The organism is Bacillus xiamenensis, assembly GCF_000300535.1.
GTDB lineage: Bacteria > Bacillota > Bacilli > Bacillales > Bacillaceae > Bacillus > Bacillus xiamenensis.
In genome coordinates, this window is the sequence record NZ_AMSH01000021.1 from 1 (window position 1) to 25,452 (window position 25,452).

At 42.7% G+C, this 25,452-nt stretch carries 27 protein-coding genes and 2 other annotated features; of the genes, 1 reads left to right on the forward strand and 26 read right to left on the reverse strand.

The window, feature by feature from the left end; translation table 11 throughout:
- Positions 1 to 61 precede the first annotated feature (61 nt).
- From pheA to BA1_RS08830, 20 genes are all read right to left on the reverse strand, one after another.
- Entirely contained in the window at positions 62 to 940 is an 879-nt protein-coding gene (gene pheA, locus BA1_RS08735; RefSeq protein ID WP_008357894.1) for a prephenate dehydratase, read from the reverse strand.
- 18 nt (positions 941 to 958) lie between these two features.
- Positions 959 to 1,402: an ACT domain-containing protein gene (locus BA1_RS08740; RefSeq protein ID WP_008357896.1), complete on the reverse strand. Its 444-nt coding sequence runs from the start codon at positions 1,400 to 1,402 to the stop codon at positions 959 to 961.
- A 55-nt stretch (positions 1,403 to 1,457) separates the two neighbouring features.
- Positions 1,458 to 2,744, reverse strand: a complete 1,287-nt coding sequence (gene obgE, locus BA1_RS08745) for a GTPase ObgE (protein WP_008357898.1) — start codon at positions 2,742 to 2,744, stop codon at positions 1,458 to 1,460.
- 21 nt (positions 2,745 to 2,765) lie between these two features.
- Entirely contained in the window at positions 2,766 to 3,359 is a 594-nt protein-coding gene (locus tag BA1_RS08750; RefSeq protein ID WP_008357900.1) for a sporulation initiation phosphotransferase B, read from the reverse strand.
- A gap of 277 nt (positions 3,360 to 3,636) precedes the next feature.
- Entirely contained in the window at positions 3,637 to 3,921 is a 285-nt protein-coding gene (gene rpmA / locus BA1_RS08755; protein ID WP_003216586.1) for a 50S ribosomal protein L27, read from the reverse strand.
- Positions 3,922 to 3,933: 12 nt separating this feature from the next.
- A complete protein-coding gene (locus BA1_RS08760) occupies positions 3,934 to 4,272 on the reverse strand; it encodes a ribosomal-processing cysteine protease Prp (RefSeq protein ID WP_008357903.1) in 339 nt (112 codons plus the stop codon).
- A gap of 14 nt (positions 4,273 to 4,286) precedes the next feature.
- Positions 4,287 to 4,595, reverse strand: coding sequence for a 50S ribosomal protein L21 (gene rplU, locus BA1_RS08765; protein ID WP_008357905.1), 309 nt, complete (start codon positions 4,593 to 4,595; stop codon positions 4,287 to 4,289).
- Between the two features lie 12 nt (positions 4,596 to 4,607).
- Positions 4,608 to 4,680 (reverse strand) — a sequence feature (ribosomal protein L21 leader region).
- A 66-nt stretch (positions 4,681 to 4,746) separates the two neighbouring features.
- Complete coding sequence (locus tag BA1_RS08770) at positions 4,747 to 5,616, reverse strand: M50 family metallopeptidase (RefSeq protein ID WP_008357907.1); 870 nt, start codon at positions 5,614 to 5,616, stop codon at positions 4,747 to 4,749.
- Positions 5,609 to 6,400, reverse strand: coding sequence for a M23 family metallopeptidase (locus BA1_RS08775; RefSeq protein WP_008357909.1), 792 nt, complete (start codon positions 6,398 to 6,400; stop codon positions 5,609 to 5,611). The genes BA1_RS08770 and BA1_RS08775 overlap by 8 nt, the downstream gene beginning before the upstream one ends.
- A gap of 109 nt (positions 6,401 to 6,509) precedes the next feature.
- The gene (minD, locus tag BA1_RS08780) at positions 6,510 to 7,313 is read right to left on the reverse strand and encodes a septum site-determining protein MinD (RefSeq protein WP_008357911.1); all 804 of its coding nucleotides are present in this window, start codon (positions 7,311 to 7,313) and stop codon (positions 6,510 to 6,512) included.
- Positions 7,314 to 7,315: 2 nt separating this feature from the next.
- A complete protein-coding gene (minC, locus tag BA1_RS08785; protein ID WP_008357913.1) occupies positions 7,316 to 7,999 on the reverse strand; it encodes a septum site-determining protein MinC in 684 nt (227 codons plus the stop codon).
- Positions 8,000 to 8,053: 54 nt separating this feature from the next.
- Positions 8,054 to 8,572 carry a rod shape-determining protein MreD gene (gene mreD, locus BA1_RS08790; RefSeq protein ID WP_008357915.1) on the reverse strand — a complete coding sequence of 173 codons (519 nt, stop codon included), beginning with the start codon at positions 8,570 to 8,572 and terminating at the stop codon, positions 8,054 to 8,056.
- Positions 8,569 to 9,468, reverse strand: coding sequence for a rod shape-determining protein MreC (gene mreC / locus BA1_RS08795; RefSeq protein ID WP_008357916.1), 900 nt, complete (start codon positions 9,466 to 9,468; stop codon positions 8,569 to 8,571). The genes mreD and mreC overlap by 4 nt, the downstream gene beginning before the upstream one ends.
- 17 nt (positions 9,469 to 9,485) lie before the next feature.
- A complete protein-coding gene (locus BA1_RS08800; protein WP_008357919.1) occupies positions 9,486 to 10,508 on the reverse strand; it encodes a rod shape-determining protein in 1,023 nt (340 codons plus the stop codon).
- A gap of 90 nt (positions 10,509 to 10,598) precedes the next feature.
- Positions 10,599 to 11,273: a RadC family protein gene (gene radC / locus BA1_RS08805; RefSeq protein WP_034738900.1), complete on the reverse strand. Its 675-nt coding sequence runs from the start codon at positions 11,271 to 11,273 to the stop codon at positions 10,599 to 10,601.
- Positions 11,274 to 11,321: 48 nt separating this feature from the next.
- The gene (locus BA1_RS08810) at positions 11,322 to 11,891 is read right to left on the reverse strand and encodes a Maf family protein (RefSeq protein ID WP_008357924.1); all 570 of its coding nucleotides are present in this window, start codon (positions 11,889 to 11,891) and stop codon (positions 11,322 to 11,324) included.
- Positions 11,892 to 12,068: 177 nt separating this feature from the next.
- Positions 12,069 to 13,262, reverse strand: coding sequence for an SPOR domain-containing protein (locus BA1_RS08815; RefSeq protein ID WP_008357926.1), 1,194 nt, complete (start codon positions 13,260 to 13,262; stop codon positions 12,069 to 12,071).
- Positions 13,243 to 13,974 carry a prepilin peptidase gene (locus BA1_RS08820; RefSeq protein ID WP_008357929.1) on the reverse strand — a complete coding sequence of 244 codons (732 nt, stop codon included), beginning with the start codon at positions 13,972 to 13,974 and terminating at the stop codon, positions 13,243 to 13,245. The genes BA1_RS08815 and BA1_RS08820 overlap by 20 nt, the downstream gene beginning before the upstream one ends.
- Positions 13,975 to 14,122: 148 nt before the next feature.
- Complete coding sequence (locus BA1_RS08825) at positions 14,123 to 15,427, reverse strand: bifunctional folylpolyglutamate synthase/dihydrofolate synthase (RefSeq protein WP_034738903.1); 1,305 nt, start codon at positions 15,425 to 15,427, stop codon at positions 14,123 to 14,125.
- Between the two features lie 65 nt (positions 15,428 to 15,492).
- A complete protein-coding gene (locus BA1_RS08830; protein WP_008357933.1) occupies positions 15,493 to 18,135 on the reverse strand; it encodes a valine--tRNA ligase in 2,643 nt (880 codons plus the stop codon).
- Positions 18,136 to 18,194: 59 nt separating this feature from the next.
- Positions 18,195 to 18,424: a binding site (T-box leader), on the reverse strand.
- Between the two features lie 169 nt (positions 18,425 to 18,593).
- Here BA1_RS08830 and BA1_RS08835 point away from each other — a divergent pair.
- Positions 18,594 to 18,782, forward strand: a complete 189-nt coding sequence (locus BA1_RS08835) for a hypothetical protein (protein WP_003216497.1) — start codon at positions 18,594 to 18,596, stop codon at positions 18,780 to 18,782.
- A gap of 65 nt (positions 18,783 to 18,847) precedes the next feature.
- On the opposite strand, the gene ysxE is transcribed toward BA1_RS08835, so the two are convergent.
- The 6 genes from ysxE to hemC form a co-directional block, all read right to left on the reverse strand.
- Positions 18,848 to 19,879 carry a spore coat protein YsxE gene (gene ysxE / locus BA1_RS08840; protein ID WP_008357936.1) on the reverse strand — a complete coding sequence of 344 codons (1,032 nt, stop codon included), beginning with the start codon at positions 19,877 to 19,879 and terminating at the stop codon, positions 18,848 to 18,850.
- A gap of 37 nt (positions 19,880 to 19,916) precedes the next feature.
- Entirely contained in the window at positions 19,917 to 21,152 is a 1,236-nt protein-coding gene (locus BA1_RS08845; RefSeq protein ID WP_008357939.1) for a LysM peptidoglycan-binding domain-containing protein, read from the reverse strand.
- A gap of 284 nt (positions 21,153 to 21,436) precedes the next feature.
- Complete coding sequence (gene hemL / locus BA1_RS08850; protein WP_008357941.1) at positions 21,437 to 22,729, reverse strand: glutamate-1-semialdehyde 2,1-aminomutase; 1,293 nt, start codon at positions 22,727 to 22,729, stop codon at positions 21,437 to 21,439.
- Between the two features lie 27 nt (positions 22,730 to 22,756).
- Positions 22,757 to 23,725: a porphobilinogen synthase gene (gene hemB, locus BA1_RS08855; protein WP_008357943.1), complete on the reverse strand. Its 969-nt coding sequence runs from the start codon at positions 23,723 to 23,725 to the stop codon at positions 22,757 to 22,759.
- Positions 23,725 to 24,516 (reverse strand): uroporphyrinogen-III synthase, encoded by a 792-nt coding sequence (locus BA1_RS08860; protein WP_008357945.1) that lies wholly within the window; start codon positions 24,514 to 24,516, stop codon positions 23,725 to 23,727. Before BA1_RS08860 ends, hemB begins: the two co-directional genes overlap by 1 nt.
- Positions 24,513 to 25,448, reverse strand: coding sequence for a hydroxymethylbilane synthase (gene hemC, locus BA1_RS08865; RefSeq protein WP_008357947.1), 936 nt, complete (start codon positions 25,446 to 25,448; stop codon positions 24,513 to 24,515). Before hemC ends, BA1_RS08860 begins: the two co-directional genes overlap by 4 nt.
- Between the last annotated feature and the right edge of the window lie 4 nt (positions 25,449 to 25,452).

The following is a 25,452-nucleotide window of genomic DNA, read 5'->3' on the forward strand; positions in this document are numbered from 1 at the left end:
CACAATAATAACAAAAAATAAAATTTATTTTCTACAATCTTAATAGTGTCCTGTTGGGACACTATTTTTCATTCGTTAATTCATATGTTTGGTAGCTGCCAAGCAGTTTGACCTCGCAGCCAATCGCTTCTAATTCTTGAATCGCACCAGGGACAAGCACGTCATCCATCTCTTTTTCGATATCAATGATAAATAAATAGTGTCCAAGACCCGTTTTTGTCGGACGGGATTCAATTTTTGACAAGTTCAGATTCCGCCAAGAAAAAGCAGATAACACGCGGTGTAATGCACCTGATTGGTCATCCTTTGGCAGACTGACAACAATGGTTGTTTTTGGCTTCGAAGAAAAGCCTGAATTCATTGGAAACGATGCCTTAGGGTCTTTATGTAAAATAACAAAGCGTGTGTGATTGTGCGGATAATCATGAATGTCTTTTTTCGCAATGGCCAATCCGTACGTTTTTGCGGCAATCTCATTGGCAATCGCACCAACAGCTTCATCGGGATGCTCACTAATATATTTCGCTGCATAGCCTGTTGATTCCACCGGTCTATGCGGAATATCAGGGTACTGCTTTTTCAAAAATTGATGACACTGCGCAATTGCGTGCGGATGTGACTGAATCACATCTAATGTCTCCCAGCTCTCCGCTTTTGATGGATGGACAAGCAGGTGCTGGCGAATCGGTGCTGTCATTTCGCCAACAATGGACAGTGCGTCTTCATGGATTAAATAATCAATCGTTAAGTTTACAGATCCTTCGAGTGCATTTTCAAGTGGAACGACCGCCAAATCTACTTCGCCCTTTGACACAGCATCCATACATTGCGGAATGGTTGCATAAGCCCGCTGCACTGCATCTTTTGGAAAGCAAGAACATACGGCCAAATGAGTAAATGTTGCCTCTGGTCCAAAATAACCTACAGTTAATTGCTTCATCTGCTATGATCTCTCCTTTTACGCCCCAGAACCGAGAATTTCAACTTTTTCGACAAATTCAAGTTTTCTTAATTGATTCATGACTGTATTGATATCATCTACCATGCCAGCCGTACTGATCGATAGGGTTACATTGGCTCTTCCTTGCAGCGGAATGGTTTGGTGAATGGATAACACATTACAGCCAGAGTCAGCCACAATTTGCAGCAGCCTTGACAGAGCCCCAGACCGATCCTCTAGGTGGAAAAACAATGTGATGATCTGCTCTTTCACCATCGTATAAAATGGAAAAACAGCATCCCGGTATTTATAAAAAGCACTGCGGCTTAAATCCGCTTTCTGAACAGCATCCGCAACTGAATCCGCTTTTTTGCGATCGAGAAGCTTTTTGACTTCAAGCGTTTTTCGCATCGCATCTGGAAGTACATCCTCTCTTACTAAATAGAACGTTTCTTCTTTCACCTGTTTTCTCCCCTTTTAAAAACGGGAGAGCCCATGAACTGGACCCTCCTTTTGATCAATCAATAAATTCAAATTCAAATTCAAGCAGACGAATGATGTCGCCATCTTTCGCACCACGCTCACGCAGGGCATCATCGACACCCATTCCGCGAAGCTGTCTAGAGAATCGTTTCACTGACTCGTCTCTTGAGAAATCTGTCATCTTAAACAGTCGCTCCAGTGCTTTACCCGTTAAAACAAACGTGCCATCAGGATCTCTTGAGATCTCAAATGGTGCTTCTCCTTCATCAAACTTGTACATCACGCGGTTATCAGACAGATCCTCTTCATTGTAGAGCGGGAATTCCGGTGTTGTTTCAAGCTGATTGGCGATCTCAAATAAGAGCTCACGAAGCCCTTCTCTTGTGATCGCACTAATTGGGAACACTTTATGGTCATCCGTTAGTTTTTCTTTAAATGCTGCTAGATTGTCAGCTGCATCTGGCATGTCCATTTTGTTAGCCACAATGATTTGTGGACGCTCTGTCAATCTCATATTGTACTGCTCAAGCTCTTCATTAATCGTCACATAATCTTCGTAAGGGTCACGTCCTTCAAGTCCTGACATATCAATGACATGGACAATGACACGTGTACGCTCAATGTGGCGTAAAAATTGATGACCTAAACCAACGCCTTGGTGCGCGCCTTCAATTAGTCCCGGCAGATCCGCCATGACAAAGCTTCGGTTATCATCCGTCTCGACAACACCAAGATTCGGCACAAGCGTTGTAAAATGATAATCTGCAATTTTCGGTTTCGCAGAAGAGACAATGGAAAGCAGCGTCGACTTCCCGACACTTGGGAAACCAACGAGTCCAACATCTGCAAGTACTTTTAATTCCAGGATAACGTCACGTTCTTTACCCGGTTCACCATTTTCAGAAAGCTGTGGTGCAGGGTTTGCAGGTGTTGCAAAGCGTGTATTTCCACGTCCGCCTCGTCCACCTTTTGCAATGACTGCCCGCTGCCCATGCTCTGTTAAGTCAGCAAGTACTTGTCCCGTTTCTGCATCTGTTACCACTGTACCAGGTGGAACTTTGACGACCATTTCTTCCGCATTACGGCCATGCTGGTTTTTACTCATCCCGTGCTCGCCGCGATCCGCCTTGAAATGACGTTTATAACGAAAGTCCATCAACGTTCTGAGTCCTTCGTCCACCTCAAATACAACATCTGCACCATTTCCGCCGTCGCCGCCTGCTGGACCGCCTTTTGGCACATATTTTTCACGACGGAACGCTACCATACCGTTTCCGCCGTCACCGCCTTTAACATACACTTTAACCTGATCTACAAACATAACTTCCTCCGTTTCTCTGCATCACATATCTCGTTCTTGCCTCAAACAAAGCTCAATCATGGACTCATGAGAGGTCACATGAAATTGCGTTATACTCATACATGGATAGTTTGCGTCATGAAACGCATTTAACGCATCCAAACTTGTTAATTTTCCTTTGAAATCAAAATATAAGACCACATCATTCTCATCATGATCTGTTTGGAACGTGACCGTTAAATGATTTTCAGTTTTTTGGCAAACTGATTGATCGAATATCGAAAACAACTCCCGTGATACCGTTAGCAGCTGCGATTCATATGCTGATAAGTCTCGGGTTTCACCAAGCACTTCATATTCTAGGGTGATAAAATGCGACTCCCAATTAAATGTTAGAAAGTAATAGGCCAATTGGGGAATTTTTAAATTTGAGAGTTTGGATTCATGCTGTGCTTCAATGACCATTTCTTCTATTATTTCGAACACTCGGTCATATTTTTCTAATGTCAAGTTGCCTTTGATTAACTGCAATTTATTCATCCAGTCGTGTCTTGAGCGACTAAGTAGATAAATCAATTCATTTGTTAATGCAACGTGAGTTAATTTTTCAGTTTGTTTACTTGGTATCTCTTCCATTATCGCACTCCCAATCGTTTGGTCTCTCTTTTAGGAGTCTTATCATCACTATGTCTCCCTGAATTATAACAGAGAAGACAGCTTAGAAAAACACTAGTTATGTGAGGAAAGGTTGTTTTTTCTGATCGTATAGGAGAAAATGAGGCAAAGTCAGCAAACGTACTCTGATATTTATGGAGTGCATCTTCTTTTATCATCTTCGGTACCACTTGTAAAAAGCGCAAAAGCTCCCTGAACAGTGAAAAAAACTCCAGTCAATGACCGGAGTTTTTAGCAATTATTGTGCCGCAGGATATACGCTCACTTTTTTACGGTCACGACCGAAACGTTCGAATTTAACTGTTCCGTCGATTTTAGCGAAAAGAGTGTCGTCGCCTCCGCGTCCAACGTTTTCACCTGGATAGATTTTCGTTCCACGTTGACGATAAAGGATAGAACCACCAGTTACGAATTGACCATCCGCACGTTTAGCGCCTAAACGTTTAGACTCAGAGTCACGTCCGTTCTTTGTAGAACCTACCCCTTTTTTAGATGCGAAAAATTGAAGATCTAATCTAAGCATGAAGTTCACCTCCTATTTTTTTGTAGATATTCTCACATAATCGTGATAATCTCGTTCGATTGTCTCTAAGGAAACGACCATGCCTTCTAAAAGCAGCTGGGCTTTTTCAAAGGTGACTGGATCTGTATCAGCTGGTAATTCAAAAGAGAAATATCCGCCTTCATCTCCTATATCAAGCAGTGGATCAATTCCTGTCAGTGCAATAATTGAATTGACTGAACCGAAAACAACTGCAGATACACCTGCACAAACGAGATCCTGACCTTTTTCAGCAAACTCGGCATGTCCAGTCATCTGAAAAGACGTAATGCTCTCATCTGCTGGCGACCGAGTAATGGTTGCTTTGATCATATCACTCACACGCCTTAAGCGTTGATTTTTTCGATAACAACTTTAGTGTAAGGTTGACGATGACCTTGTTTTTTGTGGTTGTTTTTCTTCGGTTTATACTTGAACACAGTAATTTTCTTACCGCGACCTTGTTTTTCAACTTTAGCCGTTACTGTTGCTCCAGCAACTGAAGGGTTACCCACTTTGACAGTGTCTCCGCCGACAAACAATACGTTTTCGAAAGTAACTGTTTCACCTGCATCAGCAGCTAGTTTTTCAACATAAACAGTTTGGCCTTCTTCAACTTTGATTTGTTTACCACCAGTTTCAATAATTGCGTACATCTCTGCACCTCCTAATAAACTCAGACTCGCCGAATACAGGGGGCCATAGGCACTTTACACCTGCTCCGCGCGGTTGTAGCACGGGTGCTACATATCCATAACATTAAAAAATATATCAAACTAGACGCAGAATGTCAATGTATTTTCACCATTAGTAAGGTAAAAGAAGCTCTTCCATCGAGGAGGTCGTTCTTCGATCTGAAAAATAGGCATGGAGCAATTCATTTTCATCGAGCTGGCTCATTTTCACACCATTTCGTTCGATAATAATGGGGTGCTTACAACCCCTTTGGAATCGTGACATGACTTCGTATATTTTCTCCTCAGCACTGGCTCTCAGCGGAATGAGTTTCTCTACCTTTTGCTCTTTTTTGCCGTAATACCGCTCTAGTAAAAAGCGTACCCTGACGTAATGCCGCTGCCGGTGTTCCATCACAAGGGAATAGGCTAAAAAAGTGAGCAGGACCCAGCCGTTGAATTGCAGCGGAGCAAAACAGATCAGCCCTGCTGTCAAAAGACCGAAAAAGCCAAGTGAGCCTTTTATCGCAAGGGCATGTGCGCGCTGGAAAGGGTAAAAAACAGATAAGAGCAAAAAAAATAATTTTCCGCCATCGAGCGGCCAAATAGGTAAAAGGTTGACAAGAAAAATCGCCATATTGAAAAAGGTGAACATCGTAAAGACGTCTTGAGAAATAAAAGAAACTTGCATGAAAAGCCACGCCATAAGCTGGAGCGGCACATGCTGAAGCGGTCCGCATAAAATCACCGCCAGCTCTTCTTTTAGCGGACGGTTCCCATGTTCTTCTACTTCTACCGCTCCGCCAAATGGAAGTAAAAATATCCGCCGAATGCGCCAATGATAATAGCAAGCAGCCGCTGCATGTCCAAGTTCATGGACACAGACGATAATGAGCAGACAAAGCAGCGGCTTAATTTGACCTGATAGAATGGCAAACGCCATCACAATCCAAAGAAGCGGATGGATGTGAACCTTTGTCAGCATGAGCAGCCATCTATTCAAAGGTCATCACCTGAATGGGATCAATAAACTGTTCGTTTTGCTTAATGGCGAAGTAATACGTACCTTTCCCTTGTTCATCTAGCGAAATTCGGCCAATTTTTTCACCTTTATCGACAAAATCGTATAGGGCCACATCGGCTTCCTTTAGTTGACCGTACCAGCTGTAGCTGTTATCTGCATGCTGCACCACCACTGTGAGCCCTGTGTCGCTTTTCTTTTTCACCTCTACAACATAGCCTTCTTTCATACTATCAATGGCTTCTGCGGATGTCTCCACTTTGACACCTGCACCATTTTGTGTGAATGATTCCTGCACTTTTCCAGAAGCAGGCACAGCCAATTCTTGATTGGCTTGTACGTCCTTTTGACCATCCTTTTTCTCGGTTAAAAAGGCAAGCGGGTTCCCAATTGTCTTCTCAAACCACCGGTTGGCGGCGGCAAATTGAAAATCTTGTTCAAAGGTTTGACTAATCACCGGCTTCAGCTGCTGAAAAGGACCTGCCTGACCTTTAAATGAAATAGCTGCAATCAAAACAAGCGACGCAGAAAGTAAACATTTAAGCACAAAAGTATTGGGGTTAAATAGTGGATGACGATATTTTTTTGACTGATGAGACGTCGACTCGTAGGAAGCTGACCCAGAATGCTTTTCTTCTTCCGTTAACATGACCCATGGCGGTATGTCTCCTTTTTTCTTGGAAGCCGCCTTCTTAGGAGCAGCAGCCGGCTGCTTCGTTTTGCGGCGCTGCGCTATTTTTTTTCGATACTCGTCCACTCTTTTCATGAGATCACCCTTTACATACAAACAGTTTGTACATTTTATGTGACGACCTCATGTGATATGCAACAAAAAGACCGATTCAAAAAGAATCGGTCTGATCTCACGTGAATGATTATGCTCTTACACCGAAAAATGCTTTCAGCTTTGCAAACATTCCTTTGTTGTCATCTTCAAATGATTGAAGCGGAACAGATTCACCTAGTACGCGGCGAGCAATATTGCGATACGCAATCGAGACTTTATTTTTGGCATCCATGACAATCGGTTCACCATTGTTTGAAGCCTTAATGACATCATCATCATCTGCTACAATGCCGAGAAGATCAATCGATAAATGATGGACCACTTCATCCACATCCATTGAGTCGCCATTTTTCGCCATGTGTGTACGAATGCGATTCACAATCAAACGAGGCGGTTCAATATCTTCTTGCTCCAGCAAGCCGATAATTCGGTCTGCATCTCTCACAGCTGAGATTTCAGGTGTCGTGACCACAATCGCTTTGTCAGCACCTGATACAGCATTTTTAAAGCCTTGCTCAATTCCAGCAGGGCAATCAATGACAACATAATCAAAGTCTTGTTTCAATGATTGAATTAATTCTTTGATCTGCTCCGGCTCTACAGCCGTTTTATCGCTTGTTTGAGCAGCGGGTAAAAGATACAAAAGATCCTCGAAACGCTTATCTTTCACAAGCGCTTGGTGAATTTTGCATCTTCCTTCTACTACATCGACTAGATCATAAATAATGCGGTTTTCAAGCCCCATCACGACATCCAAATTCCGAAGGCCAATGTCGGTATCAACTAGACACACTTTTTTTCCTTGAATTGCTAGTGCTGTGCCTAAGTTTGCAGATGTTGTTGTTTTGCCAACGCCGCCTTTTCCTGAGGTAATCACAATAGCCTCGCCCAATTTCACATTCCTCCCTCAAGCCTTGTCAGATTAGGTCTTATATGAGCCAATTGCTGCAGGCGTTCAATGATCATATTGCCATCTATATCTAAATAAGCACATTCCATTTCATTTCCATCTTCTTTTTGATCTGGTGCACGGTTAAACACTTGTGCGATGCGAAGCTGAGTTGGAATCATATGAGATGCCGCAATGACAGCTTGTTTGTTTCCATTACATCCAGCATGTGCTACACCTTTTAACGCACCAAGCACAAAGATATTACCCCCTGCGCGAATGGTTCCGCCAGGATTTACATCCCCTATTAATAGAAGATCTCCTTCGACATGCAGCACCTGTCCAGAGCGTACAATTTTTGCTACAGAGGTGATCTCGGCCTCTGCTTTTAACCGTCTCGCCTCTTCAGTTGACATGACGTCACTTTCAATAGAGTGAATGACGAGATGTTCATTTTCAGACACCGCTTCAGTCAAACGCGCCTCCTGATCCTCTGTTAAATACCGAAAACCAAGTTTAATATGCACATTGACCTTATGTCCTTCTCTTCCATCTGTATATTGCTCAAGTAAAAGAACCTCTCGCAGGCCAGAAAGAAGGTCTTCAAACGAACAGTCGTCATTTAACTGTAGTGTTAATCCGTTTTTTGTACCTTTTATTGTCACATATTGCTGTTTTTGAGTTTTCAAGATGCTCACCTCAACAACATACTCATTTCGCCGTAATTGGACAAACTCCTGCTTTTATTCGTCGACCAGTCCTTGTTTCACATTGATGAAAAAGAGCCTAAGCGGCACAACAAGTATGAGAGACGCAGCAGTATTTAAAAGAATCGTTGGAATAAAGCGTTCGATCACATACGTATTAAACGGCATGATCCCTGGTTGAATCGTCGCTTGAACGCCGTACACATAAAACTCCATCACTGCAACAGCAATAATTGACAGAAAGACAACGACTAAAATATTCGTCTGAAGCACTTTGAAGGCTTTCGCCAGCAAATAGCAGAGCGCACCAAAGCCAAACATATGAACACCAAGAATACCTGTATACGAAATATCATATAAAAGTCCAAAGATAAATCCGTAAATCACGCCGTATTTTTGATTCACAAAAGCTGTCAAAAATACAAGTGCGAGTAAGATGAAATGAGGTGCTAAAATTTGATCCTCTGAAACAAATGGGAGCCTCACTAAATCAACAAAAATACTGTCAAATACGAAAATAAACAACATGACGAAAGCAAGAAGGACACGTTTCACGAGCCTTCCTCCTTCGTTAATTGAGATGCATCTGCCGTACTTGTGCTGCGATTCACAACAATCACATGGTCTAAATTATTGAGTTCAGCAGCTGGTTCTACATAAATAATTTTTGTCAGTCCGTAATGGTCAGGCTCGATTTCACTCACCTTTCCAATCGTCAAGCCCTGCGGGAATACGCCCCCTGCTCCAGATGTTTCAACAAGATCTCCTTTTTTGACATCCCCATCAGCATCGGATTTTAAAATGTTCATTGTCAGCATTTTTTTCTTGCTGTCATAGCCGTTAATAATTCCATTGAGTTCTTCTTTGCCCTTTTTCGCAAAAATTTTCGTTGAAATTCTATTATTTTGGTCTGTAGAGCTTAGCAACCTTACAGTCGAAGTAAAATTGTTGAGCTTATCACTTTCAATTTTTCCAATTAACGCACCACTCTCATTTGTGACCGCCATATCTTTTTCAACGCCTTGTTTTTTGCCTTTATCGATCATCACAAAGCTATCCCAAAGGGAGGGATTTCTTGCGATGACTGTTGAAAGGATCGGCGTGTAGTCACGAATAGAGTTTACATATCCGAGCTGCTTGCGAAGCTTTTTGTTCTCATCTTCTAGTTCTTGAAGTTTCGCCTCATATTGGGTTTGTCCATCAAGTTTTTTTCGAAGACGCTCGTTTTCATCGTATGTGTTCTTTAAATCTTGTACATTTTCATAAATACCGGCAATAAATTGTGATGGTTTATGAAAGACACCTTGAAAAAAGCCTGTCGTATCCCCCACTAATTTTTCCGGCCATGAAGCACCTCTGCCGCTTTTCACTGAAAAACCAATCATGGCCACCAGCACGATGACGCAGACAAGGAGCAACATTAATCTTTTATTCATAAAAAACTGCGGCATGTCTTACACCTCTTTATTTACGCCCGATTATCTTTTGATTTTCCTTTGAACAAGTGAATATGTTCTAGTGCTTTCCCTGTTCCGATCGCCACACAGTCAAGTGGGTCTTCAGCAATAATGACTGGCATTTTCGTTTCATCACTAATGACTTTATCAAGATTACGCAGCAATGCACCGCCGCCTGTTAAAACGATTCCACGGTCCATAATATCTGCTGCCAGCTCAGGCGGGGTTTTTTCAAGCGTCATTTTTACCGCATCGACAATTGTTTCCACTGTATCGCGAAGCGCTTTTGCAATCTCTTCCGCCGTAATAGAGATTGTTTTTGGCAGACCTGTTAAAAGGTCACGTCCGCGAATGTCCATCTCATCATGCACATCTGGCTGCGCTGAACCGATTTCCATTTTTATCGCTTCTGAAGTACGATCACCAATCATTAGATTATACGTTTTACGGATATAACTGCTGATCGCATCATCCATTTCATCCCCTGCAACACGGATGGATTGAGATGTCACAATGCCGCCAAGTGAAATAATCGCTACCTCTGTTGTACCGCCGCCAATATCCACAACCATACTTCCTGTTGGCTCCCATACAGGCAGGTTCGCACCAATCGCCGCAGCAAATGGTTCTTCAATTGGGTATGCATCACGTGCACCAGCTTGTCTTGTTGCATCAATGACTGCGCGCTCTTCTACAGCTGTAATACCGGATGGTACACATACCATCACATAAGGTTTACGAGCAAATAGTCCTTTGTTTTTTAATGCTTGATTAATGTAGTATTTCATCATTGTTGCTGTCGTCTCATAATCTGCAATGACACCGTCTTTCATTGGACGGAGCGCCACCACATTACCTGGTGTACGGCCAATCATATTTCTAGCGTCATTTCCGACCGCCACTATAGACTTCGTATCGGTTTCCAAAGCTACGACCGAAGGTTCTCTCACAACAATGCCTTTTCCTTTAATAAAAACAAGCGTATTCGCTGTTCCAAGATCTATTCCAAGGTCTTTTGTACCAATTCCAAACATATGTATGTATCTTCCTTTCTTAAACCAAAATTCCCTTTAGGGAAAAACTCATAAACTCTATTATATCGTAAAACATTGAAAAAAAAAGTGTTACAAATACCCTTTTTCCTTCAAACTCACAAATTTTTGATCACCTATCACAAGATGATCAAGCAACTGGATTCCAATCAGCTTTCCACATTCAAAAAGTCTCTTTGTCACTTCAATATCTTCCCTGCTAGGTGTCGGGTCTCCAGATGGATGGTTGTGCACACAGATAAATGAAGCGGCCGAACGTTTAAAGGCCTCTTTAAAAATTTCACGCGGATGAACAATCGACGAATTCAAACTTCCAATAAACACAGTATGTTTATGAAGAACCTGATTTTTCGTATTAAGATAAAGACAAACGAAATTTTCTTGCGTCAAAAATCTCATATCTTCCATCACAAAGTTCGCCCCATCTTCTGGCGTGCGAATCACATAACGGTTGTCCGTCGTTTGATGGTGTAATCTTGTGCCTAGTTCTAAAGCAGCTAAAAGAGAGATCGCCTTCGCTTTTCCAACTCCGCGAATCTTTGACAGTTCTTCAATTGAAGCTCCCTTCACAGTACGAAGACCGCCAAATGTTTGCAGAAGCCTTGCAGAAACTTGAAGAACCGATTCCTTTTTTGTGCCTGTTCTCAACAGGATTGCGACAAGTTCATGGTTTGATAAACTACTTGGACCATATTTGATAAATCGTTCTCGCGGCTTTTCATCATGAGGAAAATGCTTCAGCAACATAGGGAAATGACTCAAGATAAACACTCCTTTTTAGATTCCTTCCCGTCATCAAAAAGGGGTGATTCCAAATGTTTCAAGCACTCTAACTGTTTTGGCAATAGGGAGTCCTACAACGGAAAAATAATCACCGTCTATTTTTTGTACAAACAGGGCACCTTTCCCTTGAATGCCGTAGCTTCCAGCTTTATCAAGAGGTTCGCCTGTTTCGATATAGCGGTCTATTTCATTTTGCGTAAGCGGCCAAAATGTCACTTCTGTCTGCTCATAAAAGGTTTCTTTTCTATTTTCTGATTGAATCGTAACACCCGTCAAGACTTGATGTGCCTTACCTGACAATAATTGAAGCATTGAAGCCGCTTCTTCCTTGCCTTTTGGTTTTCCAAGGCATTTGCCGTCCATTGCAACAATTGTATCTGCGCCAATGATCACAGCGTTGGGATGTATTTTTTGAATATCATTTGCTTTTTGTTCTGCCAACCATTGGACGTTCTCAGCAGGAGAAAGGTTTCGATTTATTTCTTCTTTTAATTGACTTGCTTGAATGTCATATGAAAACCCTGCTAAATCAAGCAATTCTTTTCTTCTAGGTGATTGAGATGCGAGAATCAATTGGTTCATGTTTGTTCATCCTTTCAGGGTATAGCCTAAGAAGTAAGATACCCATTCATCCTATCAAATGTACATCTTACCGACAATTGATGAAAAATCATTTTTCATGTTCATTCATCATTATGTTGGAAGGAAAAGAAAAAAACTAGTCATTTTTTGACTAGTTTAGTTGATTAAAAAATGATTTTACGTATTTAATTGATCAAGCAGGGCTTGCTGAGATTTCCACCCATTTTCAGCAGATGGGTTATTTAAGAGCTGAACTGCTTTCAGCAAACTGCTCTTGGCTGATGCATCAGTTGTTTTTGCATTTTCCAGCTCAGAAATCAGCTGCGTGACTTCCTTTTGATCTACATCATCCCCTGCAATGACCTTTGAAGATAAGACAGATGCCTTTTCTATTAAACTAGTCAGCTCATCCGGCACTTGAAACGAGAGCTCCTTCCCTCCCCATGCTTCAAAGTGCTGATCGATCAACTTTTTCCCAACAGCGCTTGTCATGCCTTGTTCTGTGGCAAGCCCGGCAATCACATAATATCCATCATCCATTGATACCTTTTTACCTGCATATCCTGCCTCTTTTAAACTGCCAACTAAGTCATCTGCTCCTTTTTCAGAAGAAAACTTTCCAGCCTGTACGACAAAGGTTGAAAAGCTGCCAGAGACACTTTTTTCATCTTTATTGTCTTTTGATTCATCTGTAGTATCAGCCGGCGGCGTCTCTCCTCCTGCTTTCATCGAAGGCTCGCTTCCAGATGCTGAGACGCTGATATGATCTCCGTCTGACGGATTGGCTGAACCATTTTGACTTAAACTTAGTGCAAACACACCGAGGCCTGTCCCAAGAACCACTGCAAACACAATCGTTGTCATCACTCTTTTGAAGGGACCCCGATTTTTACTGAACTTCTGATCAAATGAGCCTTTTTTCTTTTGATAAGGCGTGACAACCTTTGGATCAGAGTGATAAATATGATCAGCTGCATCGTCCCACTGGAAATCTTCTTCCTTCGGTTTAGACGGTTCTTCATGGGAAGCTGCTGCCTCCTGTTCCGATTGCCTCTTTTCCTCCCAGTTCGAAAACGTTACATGATCCTCTTGCTGTTTTTGAGGCTGATGATCATCTTCATGAAGCATTTCTTCCTTGCCATTAATATTAACCTTTAACCCTTGTTTTTTTGCCTGCCTTTTTTTCACTGTCATTCCCCGCTTTCTGACATTGTTTGTAAGAAAGACCTTTTTGTCCAATGAATCAGCGCGAATGTAACCCGTCCTTCTTTCTGCTTCACACTTTAACATAGCAGATAAAAAAAAGAACAAGACTTTTGTCGGCAGGTTAAAAAAGTGTTCGCCAATTTTTTCATCCAAAAAAATCGCCAATTGCGATCAGCCTATCGCCCCAAAAAAGATACAGCCAAAAAGAGAAAGCGATCGCAGGAACAAAGGGAAATGGCTCATCCAGCCTGAAGGAAAACAGCTTTGCATAAACCATTCCAGTGACAGATGAAAGGAAAAGAATGATAAGAAACCATTTGAAACCAAAGCAAAACGCAAGCACACCAAACAGCTTCATATCCGCTCCGCCCATGCTATTTGGCTTGAAGCAGTCTAAGCTATAAAACAAAAGAAAACAAAAAAGGAGAGACGCCGCTCCTTCCCACCAAATCAAAAGCGGTTCTAGCGTGCGGTATATGACGAAAAGAGGAAAAAAGAAAAGAAAGAGCTCGTTTGGCACTCTCATATAAAGAAGATCACTCACGACAGCAATCACGAATAAACTACAAAGAATCACAAGAAAAAGGCCCTCAAACGAAAAACCAGCAGTCCTATAAATGAGCAAAAAAAGGCAGCCTGTTAGCAGCTCAGTCATTGGATACAGGAAAGACAAGCGGGCGCCACAGCGCTTACAAGACCCTTTCAATACAATATAAGAGATGAGCGGAAGCATGTCATGAAAAGAAAGCGACTGTTTACAAATTTCACAGTGAGAACGTGGAAAAAGAATGGACCGTTTCATTGGTAGCCTGTCACCAACGAGATGAAAAAATGACCCCATGATCATGCCCGCAAAAAACACAAAAAGATCCGTCAAATTCAGTAGCCCCTTCCAGAAATAGAATAGACCGGATTGTACCATAGCGATTCATCTTGAGCACCTAGTGAAAATGTGATTTCTCCCCTCTTTCTCATTTCAAAAGAAAAAAAGACGCACATTGCATCGAAGCAATTGCGTCTTTTGATTACCTTAAAATACGATTTCGTATATCTGAAATAAAATAAAGGGAGCCTGTCACAAGGATCACTGCCGAAGGGTCAGCACTTTTTTTCTGAATGAAATCAAGTACTGCACGAGGATCTTCATCAAACGATTTTGCTTCTAAATGACTGCAAGCATACAGCTTTTCTGCTGATTCAGCTCTAGGAAAATCAAAGGAAACAAAATGAATTGAGGAACTAATAGCTTCAAGCTTGTCAATCATTTGCCTGTACGGTTTATCTTTTAACGCGCTAAAACATACATGGACTTGTTTACTGGAAAAATGAGCTTGTACGGTTTCTATTAAACGGTCCATCCCCTCTTCATTATGAGCACCGTCTATATAGACAAGAGGCTGATCTTTGACCTTTTCAAACCTTCCAGCCCATGCCGCTTGCCGAATTCCTTCATACACTTGCTCTTCTGACACATTGATATATCCCTCTTGCTCCAGCCATTCGATCAATAGAACCGCAAGGGATGCATTTTGTCTTTGATGTGTTCCGATTAACCCTGTCTCTAGCTGTGGATACTGCCTTTTTGGGGTAGTTAATGTGAATCGTTCACCTGTTTCCGTCGGCTGTTGATGCTCAAAGGTACAAGTATCATGTAACGAAAGAAACGGTGCATTGTTTTCTTGTGCCTTGTTTTGAATGACAGAAAGAGCCTCTAGTTGATGGACGGCCGTGATCATCGGAATGCCATTTTTGATAATGCCCGCTTTTTCTGCTGCAATCTGTTCCAGTGTGTCGCCTAAAATCGCCATATGATCATGCCCAATCGACGTAATCGCTGTTAAGATGGGCGCTGCTACATTTGTTGAATCCAGCCTTCCGCCAAGCCCTGTTTCCAATAGGACAAAGTCTACTTGATGCACATGGGCAAAATAAGCAAACGCACATGCTGTAATGATCTCAAACTCTGTTGCTGCACCAAGCTCTGTATCATCTAATTCATCGACTAAAGGCTTGATCTCATTCACCAAGCTCAGCCACTCTTCATCCAAAATCGGCTCCCCATTTACACTAATTCTTTCATTGAACGTTAAAATAAACGGAGAGGTAAAGGTTCCAACTGAATAGCCTGCTGACTGTAAAACGGAACGAGTAAACGCAATCGTTGACCCTTTTCCATTAGTACCAGCAACATGCACCGATTTTATTTTTTGTTCTGGGTGGCCTAGTCTGTCCATCAGCCATTTCATTCGTTCAAGTCCCGGTTTGACGCCGAAGGCCAGTCTGCTATGAATCCATTCAATGGCTTCATGATAGGTTGTAAACAATGTCATCTCCCATTTCATACGAAATTTTCAAAAAAGACGACTCCATTCCATTAGGAGCCGTCTTTTCAACATTATGCTTTCAGCTCTTCAATACGCTTTTGAACAGCTTCGCGTTTTGCGACATAATCACGTTCTTTTTCACGCTCTTCTTCCACGACACTTTCAGGCGCTTTTTTCATAAAGCCTTCATTTCCTAGCTTTTTCTGTACGCGCTCGACTTCTTTTGTGAGCTTATCAAGCTCTTTTTGCAGACGAGCGATTTCTTCATCTAGATTGATTAAGCCTTCAAGCGGTAGAATGAGTTCAGCTCCAGAAATAACAGCTGTCATCGCTTTATCACTTGCAGGGACATCTGTGCCAATTTCAAGCACACTTGGATTTGTGAAACGCTCAATATATGAACGATTTTTTTCTAAACGTTCCTGTACATCAGATGTAGATGCTTTGATATATAGCTCAACTTGTTTGCTCATTGGCGTGTTCACTTCACTGCGAATGTTACGAACAGAGCGAATGAGTTCAACGAGCAGCTTCATGTCAGCAGAAGCCTGTTCGTTCGAAAGCTCGGGCTTTACTTCAGGCCATTTCGCAACGGTAATGGACTCACCTTCATGCGGCAGATGCTGCCAGATTTCTTCTGTTAAGAACGGCATAAATGGATGAAGAAGTCTCATCGTTTGATCTAGAACATATGCCAGAATCGAACGAGTCGTTTTCTTTGCTGCTTCGTCTTCTCCATAAAGCGGAAGCTTCGCCATTTCAATATACCAATCACAGAAATCATCCCAAATGAAGTTGTATAAATGTCTGCCCACTTCTCCGAATTCATATTTGTCAGCAAGCTGTGTGACACTTTCAATCGTTTCATTTAGTCGTGTTAAAATCCATTGATCCGCAACTGATTTTTCTCCTGTCAAATCAAGCTCGTCATACGTTAAACCATCCATATTCATTAAAGCAAAACGGGATGCGTTCCAAATTTTATTCGCAAAGTTCCAAGTGGATTCAACCTTTTCAAAGCTAAAACGCAGGTCCTGACCTGGTGAGCTTCCAGTGGCTAAGAAATATCTTAATGAATCCGCACCGTACTTGTCGATGACCTCCATCGGATCAATTCCGTTGCCAAGTGACTTACTCATTTTACGCCCCTGCTCATCGCGGATAAGCCCATGAATGAGGACGTCTTTGAACGGTTTTTCTCCTGTGAATTCAAGCCCTTGGAAGATCATACGTGATACCCAGAAGAAAATGATGTCATAGCCTGTTACAAGCAGATTTGTTGGATAGTAGCGCTTGAAATCTTCACTGTCTTCATCTGGCCAGCCCATTGTAGAGAAAGGCCATAGCGCTGAACTAAACCATGTATCAAGCACATCGTTATCTTGCTCCCAGTTTTCAATATCTTCTGGTGCTTCGAGTCCAACGTATACTTCCTTCGTTTCTTTATGGTACCAAGCCGGGATGCGGTGCCCCCACCATAGCTGACGAGAAATACACCAGTCACGGATATTTTCCATCCAGTGTAAATACGTCTTTTCAAAACGGTCCGGAACAAATTGAACTTGCTCATCACCTTTTTGCAGTTTGATGGCTTCATCTGCGAGCGGCTGCATTTTCACAAACCATTGTGTAGATAAGTACGGTTCTACAACAGCTCCGCTTCGTTCACTGTGACCAACTGAATGCATGTGGTCCTCAATTTTGAACAAAATGCCTGCTTCTTGTAAATCCTTCACAAGCTGTTTACGGCATTCGAAGCGGTCCATTCCTTTGTATTGCAGCGCATTCTCATTCATCGTGCCATCTTCATTCATCACAAGAATACGTTCTAAGTTATGACGGTTTCCAAGCTCGAAGTCATTCGGGTCATGAGCAGGCGTAATTTTCACAGCTCCTGATCCAAATTCCATATCAACATAATCATCACCAACGATTGGGATCTCGCGGCCTGTAATTGGTAAAATAACTGTTTTCCCAATCAAATGCTGATAGCGTTCATCTTCAGGATGTACAGCGACTGCCGTATCTCCAAGCATCGTTTCAGGTCGTGTTGTCGCAATTTCAATCGAACCTGATCCATCTGCTAAAGGATATCTCAAGTGATAAAACGCACCCTGTACATCCTTGTAAATCACCTCGATATCAGAAAGGGCCGTCTTTGTTGCTGGGTCCCAGTTAATGATGTACTCTCCGCGATAGATCAGTCCCTTCTCATACAATTGAACAAATACTTGGCGAACAGCTTTATTCAAACCTTCATCTAATGTAAAGCGTTCACGCGAGTAATCTAGGCCAAGACCCATTTTCGCCCACTGGCTGCGAATAAAATCTGCATATTCTTCTTTCCACTTCCACGTTTCTTCTACAAATTTTTCACGCCCGAGGTCATAGCGGCTCACGCCTTCTTCGCGAAGTTTTGCCTCTACCTTTGCTTGAGTGGCAATACCCGCATGATCCATTCCTGGAAGCCATAGAACGTCATAGCCCTGCATCCGCTTCATGCGTGTCACGATGTCTTGAAGAGTTGAATCCCAAGCATGCCCCAGGTGCAATTTTCCTGTCACGTTTGGTGGAGGAATGACGACTGTATATGGATCTTTCGTTTTGTCATTTTTTGCTTCGAAAAACTTTCCTTCAAGCCAGTACGTATAGCGGTCTTTTTCAATCGCATTTGGATCGTACTTTGTAGGCATTTCTTGATTATTTGTTCCCATTTGTGTAACCTCCACATTTTTTCGGCTGATGAAACATAAAAAAAGCCCTTTCATCCTTATAAAAGGACGAAAAAGCTTTTTCGCGGTACCACCTTTTTTCATGGAACACATACACGTGTCCCATACACTCTAAAGGATAACGGGGTTCTCCCGAATTTCTCTACTCAATCATTCAAGAAATTAAGCTCACAGGCGACCTTCCAAACAAGTGTATCCTAGGAAACCTTTCAGCTCTTGGTTTCCCTCTCTTTAGGGGCTTGCTTGTACTCTTCCTGGTCCACGCTTACGATATATCACGTTCATCAGCACATACTCATCTTTTATTAATATTACTAAATGCCTTTTGTTTTCGTCAATCATCTTTTCCGCTTTTCTTCTTCTTTATACAAATTGGGCAGGCACCCTTTGCCTCATTGCCCATATAATAATAACAAAATAAAGAAGGAGGGCGTTTGATTTTGAAGAAGATCAATCCTTACACACTCCCCCCCTGGCTTAGACAAATTCGGGCAGTTGCCTCCCAAGTCGTTCTCCCGATTGCCATATTTCAAGGGTTTCGCACGATCATTTTTCCCACAACATTTGACGTCCTCATCTTAGGTATTCTCATATTTCTCGCCTGTGCCTTTCACCTTGATTGGTTTTAAAAGAGCTGAAAGATGCAGGCTCACTCTTATGTAAAGGTCCTCCCATTTTTCAAACAAAAACCTCGTCATTCTGCTGATGACGAGGCATTTTGCTCTTCTTCAAGGCGTCTAGCCTGCTCCATTTCGTGAATCTTCATGACAGTCGGCTCTGAATTTTTCATTTGCCAATACGCTCTTAACAGCTCCTGACAGCTTTCCATCTCATCCTGACCGCCTGCTTCATAGGCTTTCACCGTATCAAACAGGCCCTGCGGGTAAGCGAGGTAACTTAGGAACAAATGAAGCTCTTCCTCCCGAAGCGGATTCCCCTTTTGATACGTATAAAATAAGGAAGTACATTCAGGACAAGGAGTAGGATAGGTTTTAAAGGTTCGGAAGTAAAAGGTCAGAAGATCGTAAATGGGGGCAGCCTTTTTGGACCGCTCAAAATTGGTGAAATGTCCTGTGCCTACATCATTGTACAAAAAGTGATGGACCGACAATTGCCCATGATTTAACACAATACGTGTCGTCTCTTGATCTTTCATTTCCTCGTGCCAATCCTCTAAGCGCTCAAGCGCGAATTCACTTGCAGACATCGCTTCTGAAAAATACATAGCAGCAGCCAGTTCAAATGGCGACATATACCATGTTTGTTCTGCCCGCTCTATAAATCGTTCATACATGTCTTTCTCTGCTTCCCATTTGCTTTTTATTTGTGTGTAGTGAGCTTCTATTTCTTGCTCTGTGATGTCCATCATCACTTCAGTTCGTTTATGAAGTCTTGCAATCTCTTGAAATAAATATTCATGCTTATCGTCCTGCTCTTCTCTCTTTTCATTCGTCAGCCATGGCATGAGGTAATAGGCATACTGGCTATCTCGATGACTTGAGAAAAAGGAACCGCTCTTCGTGCGATAAATCGGCACAAAGGAGCGATAGCCCTTTGATTCTAATTCAAGCATTTGCTCTGTAAACTGCATATGCCGATGAGGTTTGACTCGCTTTAGTGCAAATACGCCCTGCTTTGTATACACTTTGACGACTGCTGAACTGACAGGTTCCATATATTCAGCCTCAAGCCCGTATTCATATAGAACAGATTGGATTTCATCCACGTTCACTCACCACATTTTCTCGGTCGATCATCGCTTCTTATGCATTGCTTTTTTGATATTCTGGTATATAAAGAATCTGCCCTTCCTCAAGATCCGCATCAATCGATAACGAGTTCGTTCGAAGGAGCTGCTGCACATTCAACTGATATCGTTCACAAATACGATCGACCGTATCTTCTTGCTGAACTATACATATTTTCATGCGAGAAAAATCTTCCTCCTCCTGCTTAGCGAACAGCTTCGTTAAATAAAGAGAATTCTCACTGCCAGACGTTTCTCTCACGTCATCTTCATGCTCCTCCGCTTTTTGAGCTGACTCATACACCTTTGGCGCTTCCCGTTCATATAATCGTTCGAATTGATAATTGTCATCCCGCTCCTCCTGCGCTTGTTCCATCTGATACGCAGGTGATTCAAATGCTGGATAAGCTGGCGGTGGTTCTTCCTCATGTCCCTCCGCTTCAGGATCTTTCCTCACTTCCACCTCAAAGAACGTATCATCCCGTTCCTCTTCTTCTAATAGCTTAGGCGGTTCAAAAAATGGCGGCTCCTGCACCTGAGCTTCCGGGAAGGAGCGATATCCGAGTGCCACTGCTTCTTCTTGCTCCTCATATTCTTCCTCTTCTGCTTCTTCCACCATCACCGTCTCTATGTCTATTTCTTCTTCAGTTCGTACATCATGTTGCCGCACAGCCTGCTTTTCTTCATCTTCCTCACGCTCATCGCCTTGTAGCACTTCTTGCTCTTCATATTCTGGCTGCGCCTGATATTCATAGGTGACATCGCCATATTCCTCTTCAGAACGATGAACAAATTCATACGGCTCATCTACAACCGGTTCGGGCGTTCCTTCATCTAATAAGCCCTCAATCGCTAGATCAGCCTGAATGGTGAGCAAACGGCTTTCTGTCAGCTGGTAATCAAACGCATCAATAAACACAAATACATCATTTAAATGACTAATTTTGTTCTTAGGAATGGTGATATCTACCGGAAATTGATGCAGCAGCTCCGCCGTTCCGTCCTCTCTAACCTTTACCTCATCAGCTTGCCTGTATGATGCATAGGAACTGGATTCACCCATTAGCTCCTCTTGATTTATGTTGTATTCTCCTGTTAGCTCGAGTGAACCTCTAATGGAAACATAATCATTCACTTCTTGAACGAGAATGTCAGGATCGAGAGAAATTGACAGCAGCTCACTGACTTCCTGTCCGTTTTTAAAATAAATGGACTCTTCTACCGAAAACTGTAATCGATTGTTTTGAGACAAGTCGGTGTCCTCCTTTCATCTAATCCTTCAAAATAAAATTAGATGTCAATACAGATGTATGTAGGAGGCAGCGAAAATATGATTGGTTTTACGTAAAGCAAAAAGCCGATATGTCTCCATACCGGCTTCATCGTGTAGACAAACCCTCGCATTCGTTGTCAGGTCTGCGCTCCAGTGCTCTCCCTTCCTAGACTTCAAAGGTTTTCTATCACGCTGAAAAAAAAAGACAAAGGGCTAAAATAAAGTTCATTTTAGCCCTTTGTCAACAATCTAAGCCGATATGTTTATCGACGTAATTTTTGAAATACCTTTTCCACTGTCTCAATCGTATAGTCAATGTCTTCATCCGTATGAGCAGTTGATAGGAACAGCCCTTCGAATTGAGAAGGTGGAAGGAAGATGCCATGATCAGCCATTTCCTTGTAAAATTCAGCGAATAAAGCGAGGTCTGCTGTTTTCGCTGTGTCGTAATTCACGACCTGCTCGTTCGTAAAGAAGAATCCAATCATGGAACCAGCACGGTTAAACGTTAATGGAATTCCATTTGCTTTCGCCGCTTTTGAAATGCCTTCTTCCAGCCGATCCCCTTTTCGTCTAAATTCTTCATAAGACTCAGGTGTCAGCTGTTTTAATGTTTCTAAACCTGCTGTCATGGCAAGCGGGTTACCCGATAACGTTCCTGCTTGATAGATCGGTCCGCTTGGTGCAATTTGTCTCATAATATCCGCTCTTCCTCCATAAGCGCCGACTGGCAGACCGCCTCCGATCACTTTGCCAAGACATGTCAGATCAGGCGTAATGCCAAAATAGCCTTGCGCGCAGTGATAATCCACACGGAAGCCTGTCATCACCTCATCAAAAATGAGTAAAGAGCCGTATTGCTCTGTGATGTCTCTTAAGCCTTGCAAGAAACCTTCTTGCGGAGGAACAACCCCCATATTTCCTGCAACTGGTTCTACAATGACACCTGCAATGTCGTCACCAAATTCCTGGAAAGCGACTTTGATGCTTTCTAAATCATTGTATGGAACGGTGATCGTATTGCTTGCAACACCTTCAGGGACACCAGGACTATCTGGAAGACCAAGCGTTGCTACACCTGATCCCGCTTTAATGAGTAAAGAATCACCATGTCCATGATAGCAGCCCTCAAATTTCACAATTTTATTTCTGCCTGTAAAGCCGCGCGCTAGACGAAGTGCACTCATGGTCGCCTCTGTTCCAGAGCTGACCATGCGAATGACCTCAATAGAAGGAACTCGTTCTGATACAAGCTTAGCTAATTCATTTTCAACTAAAGTAGAAGCACCGAAGCTTGTACCATGTTCAGCTACTCGCTGTATGCTTTCAACCACACGGTCATTCGTATGTCCTAAAATAAGCGGGCCCCACGATAAGACATAATCAATGTATTCATTTCCGTCAATATCGTATATCTTTGCGCCTTTTCCTCGTTCCATAAAAATCGGGTCTGTGTTGACTGATTTAAATGCACGCACAGGGCTGTTCACACCACCAGGCATTAAGTGCTGCGCTTCTTCAAATGCTTGCTTCGATTTTTCATAGCTACGTCCCATTTCAACGTCCTCCTGTCTATCCGTTCTTTATTCTGAGAGCCATTTTGCCGCATCTTTTGCGTGATACGTAATGATTAATTCTGCACCTGCACGTTTCATGCTTGTCAGCATTTCAAGGACAAGCTCTTTTTCAGAAATCCAGCCATTTTGAGCAGCGGCTTTCACCATTGCGTACTCTCCGCTCACATTGTAAGCGACAACAGGAAGTGTAAATTCATTTTTCACATCACGCATAATATCTAAATAAGAAAGGGATGGCTTGACGATGAGGAAGTCAGCCCCCTCTTCTACGTCAGATTGCGCCTCTCTTAGCGCCTCTAAACGGTTTGCAGGGTCCATTTGATACGTTTTACGATCTCCAAACTGCGGTGTACTATGCGCCGCATCACGAAACGGACCGTAAAAAGCACTTGCATATTTCACAGCATATGACATCACAGGCACATGAACAAAACCAGCTTCATCAAGTGCCTCACGGATTGCGATAACAAAGCCGTCCATCATGTTTGATGGTGCAATGATATCTGCACCTGCACGCGCTTGGCTAACTGCTGTTTTTGCTAAAAGCTGAAGCGATTCATCATTTAAGATTTCACCATCTTCAACAATTCCACAGTGTCCATGATCGGTATATTGGCATAAGCAAGTGTCTGCAATGACAACAAGCTCTGGGAAATGCTTTTTAATCTCAAGCGTTGCTCTTTGAACAATGCCATGATCGTGATATGCTTCACTGCCTACATGGTCTTTATGGTCTGGTACTCCAAATACAATGATGGATTGAATGCCAAGATTCACAAGCTCTTGAACTTCTTCTTTCACAAGATCAACTGAAATGTGATAGACACCCGGCATCGAAGGTACTTCTTTCCGGACATTTTCTCCCTCAACAAAAAAGATAGGGTAAATGAAATCAGATGGTCTTAAAAAGGTTTCTCTGACTAGCTCTCTCATTCCTGCGCTTGTACGCAATCTACGGTGTCTGTTAAATTTCATCAATGATTCAACTTCCTTTCAGATAAACGGCACATCAAATCAAGCATCCCGTCTATCGTATAAGTATCTGGGGTTTCAGAGGAAATCCCGTATTGAAGCAGTGCCTCTTTTGTAAGAGGACCAATGGTCACAAAACATGTGTCAGATGCTGCTAACCTTGCTACATCCGCTTCCATGGCATGCATAAAAGAATGAACAGTAGATGAGCTTGTAAATGTAATAAAATCAAATGATTGCTCCATCATGGCCGACTTGAGAGCCGCAATTCCGTCCTCATCCTTCACTGTTTCATATAAAATCCATTCTTTCACTTCAATACCAAGCGGAACGAGCGTTTTCTTCACCACATCTCGTGACAGGCGACCTTTCGCTACAAAAACACGCTCTTTTGGCTGAACATGTTCAATTAAGGCATCTGCCAGCTCTTCTGCTATAAATTGTTCTGGAACGACATCCACCTTAAATCCATGCTGCTTAAGATAGGCAGATGTTTTTTCACCTACAGCCGCCACTTTCAAGTGGGATAAGCTTTGATGTAAACGATGCTCCTCTATATAATTGAGAAAAAACGACGCACCATTCACACTCGTGAACACAAGCCAATGACTGGCTTTTAAGTCTTGTAAAAATGCCTCCGCTTTTTCTTTTGTGAGCGTTGGCTCAAACCTAATTAGAGAGGTTAATACAGCACGGCCGTTCAGCGCTTCAATTTTCTGCCGAAACACGCCCGCTTGACGTTCATTTCGAGTGACAAGCACCGTCTGTCCGTAAAGCGATTTGGCTCTTGTCATTGGGAGGACAGATCCTTTTTCACCTTGTCGATCAAATCCTTTGCTCCCTTATTAGCCATCTGTTTCGCACACGCTGTACCAATTGCCTCAGGGTCAGTACCCGTCACAGTTTCTCGAATGATCGTATGGCCATCAGCTGATGCCACAAGACCCGTCAGTTCAATTTCATCACGCTCATTCATCGTAGCGTAACCAGCGATCGGCACTTGACAGCTTCCGTCCATTTGTTTAAGAAAGGCTCGTTCAGCAAGGACTGTTTTCTCCGTATACTCATGCGTGAATTGAGCTAAAAGCTGCAAGAGCTCTTTATCATTTCCGCGGCATTCAATAGACAATGCACCTTGCCCAACAGCTGGCAGACAGGTGTCAGGAGATAAAAATTCCGACACGACTTCTTTGCTCCAGCCCATTCTAGACAGACCGGCGGCTGCTAGAATAATGGCATCATATTCTTCATTTTTCAGTTTTTCAAGTCTGGTATCAATGTTTCCTCGAATCCATTTAATCTCAAGATCTGGTCGCTCCTGAAGAAGCTGTGCACTGCGCCGCAAGCTGCTCGTTCCCACAATGGCTCCCTTTGGCAGTTCATGAAGGCGAAGATGCCCCTTTGAAATCAGTGCATCCCGCACATCCTCACGCTCAGGAATACAGCCAATGACTAAACCTTCTGGAAGAGCGGCCGGCATATCTTTCATGCTGTGAACCGCCATGTCGATGTCATGATTCAGCATGGCTTGTTCAATCTCTTTGACAAATAGCCCTTTTCCGCCAACCTTCGATAAAGTCACATCTAAAATTTGATCACCCTTTGTGACAATCTCTTTTATTTCAAAAGAATAAGAAAGGGTTAGTTCAGACAGCTTTTGGATGACCCATTTTGTTTGTGTAATCGCAAGCTTACTTCGTCTAGAACCTACTTTAATTGTACGCATTACG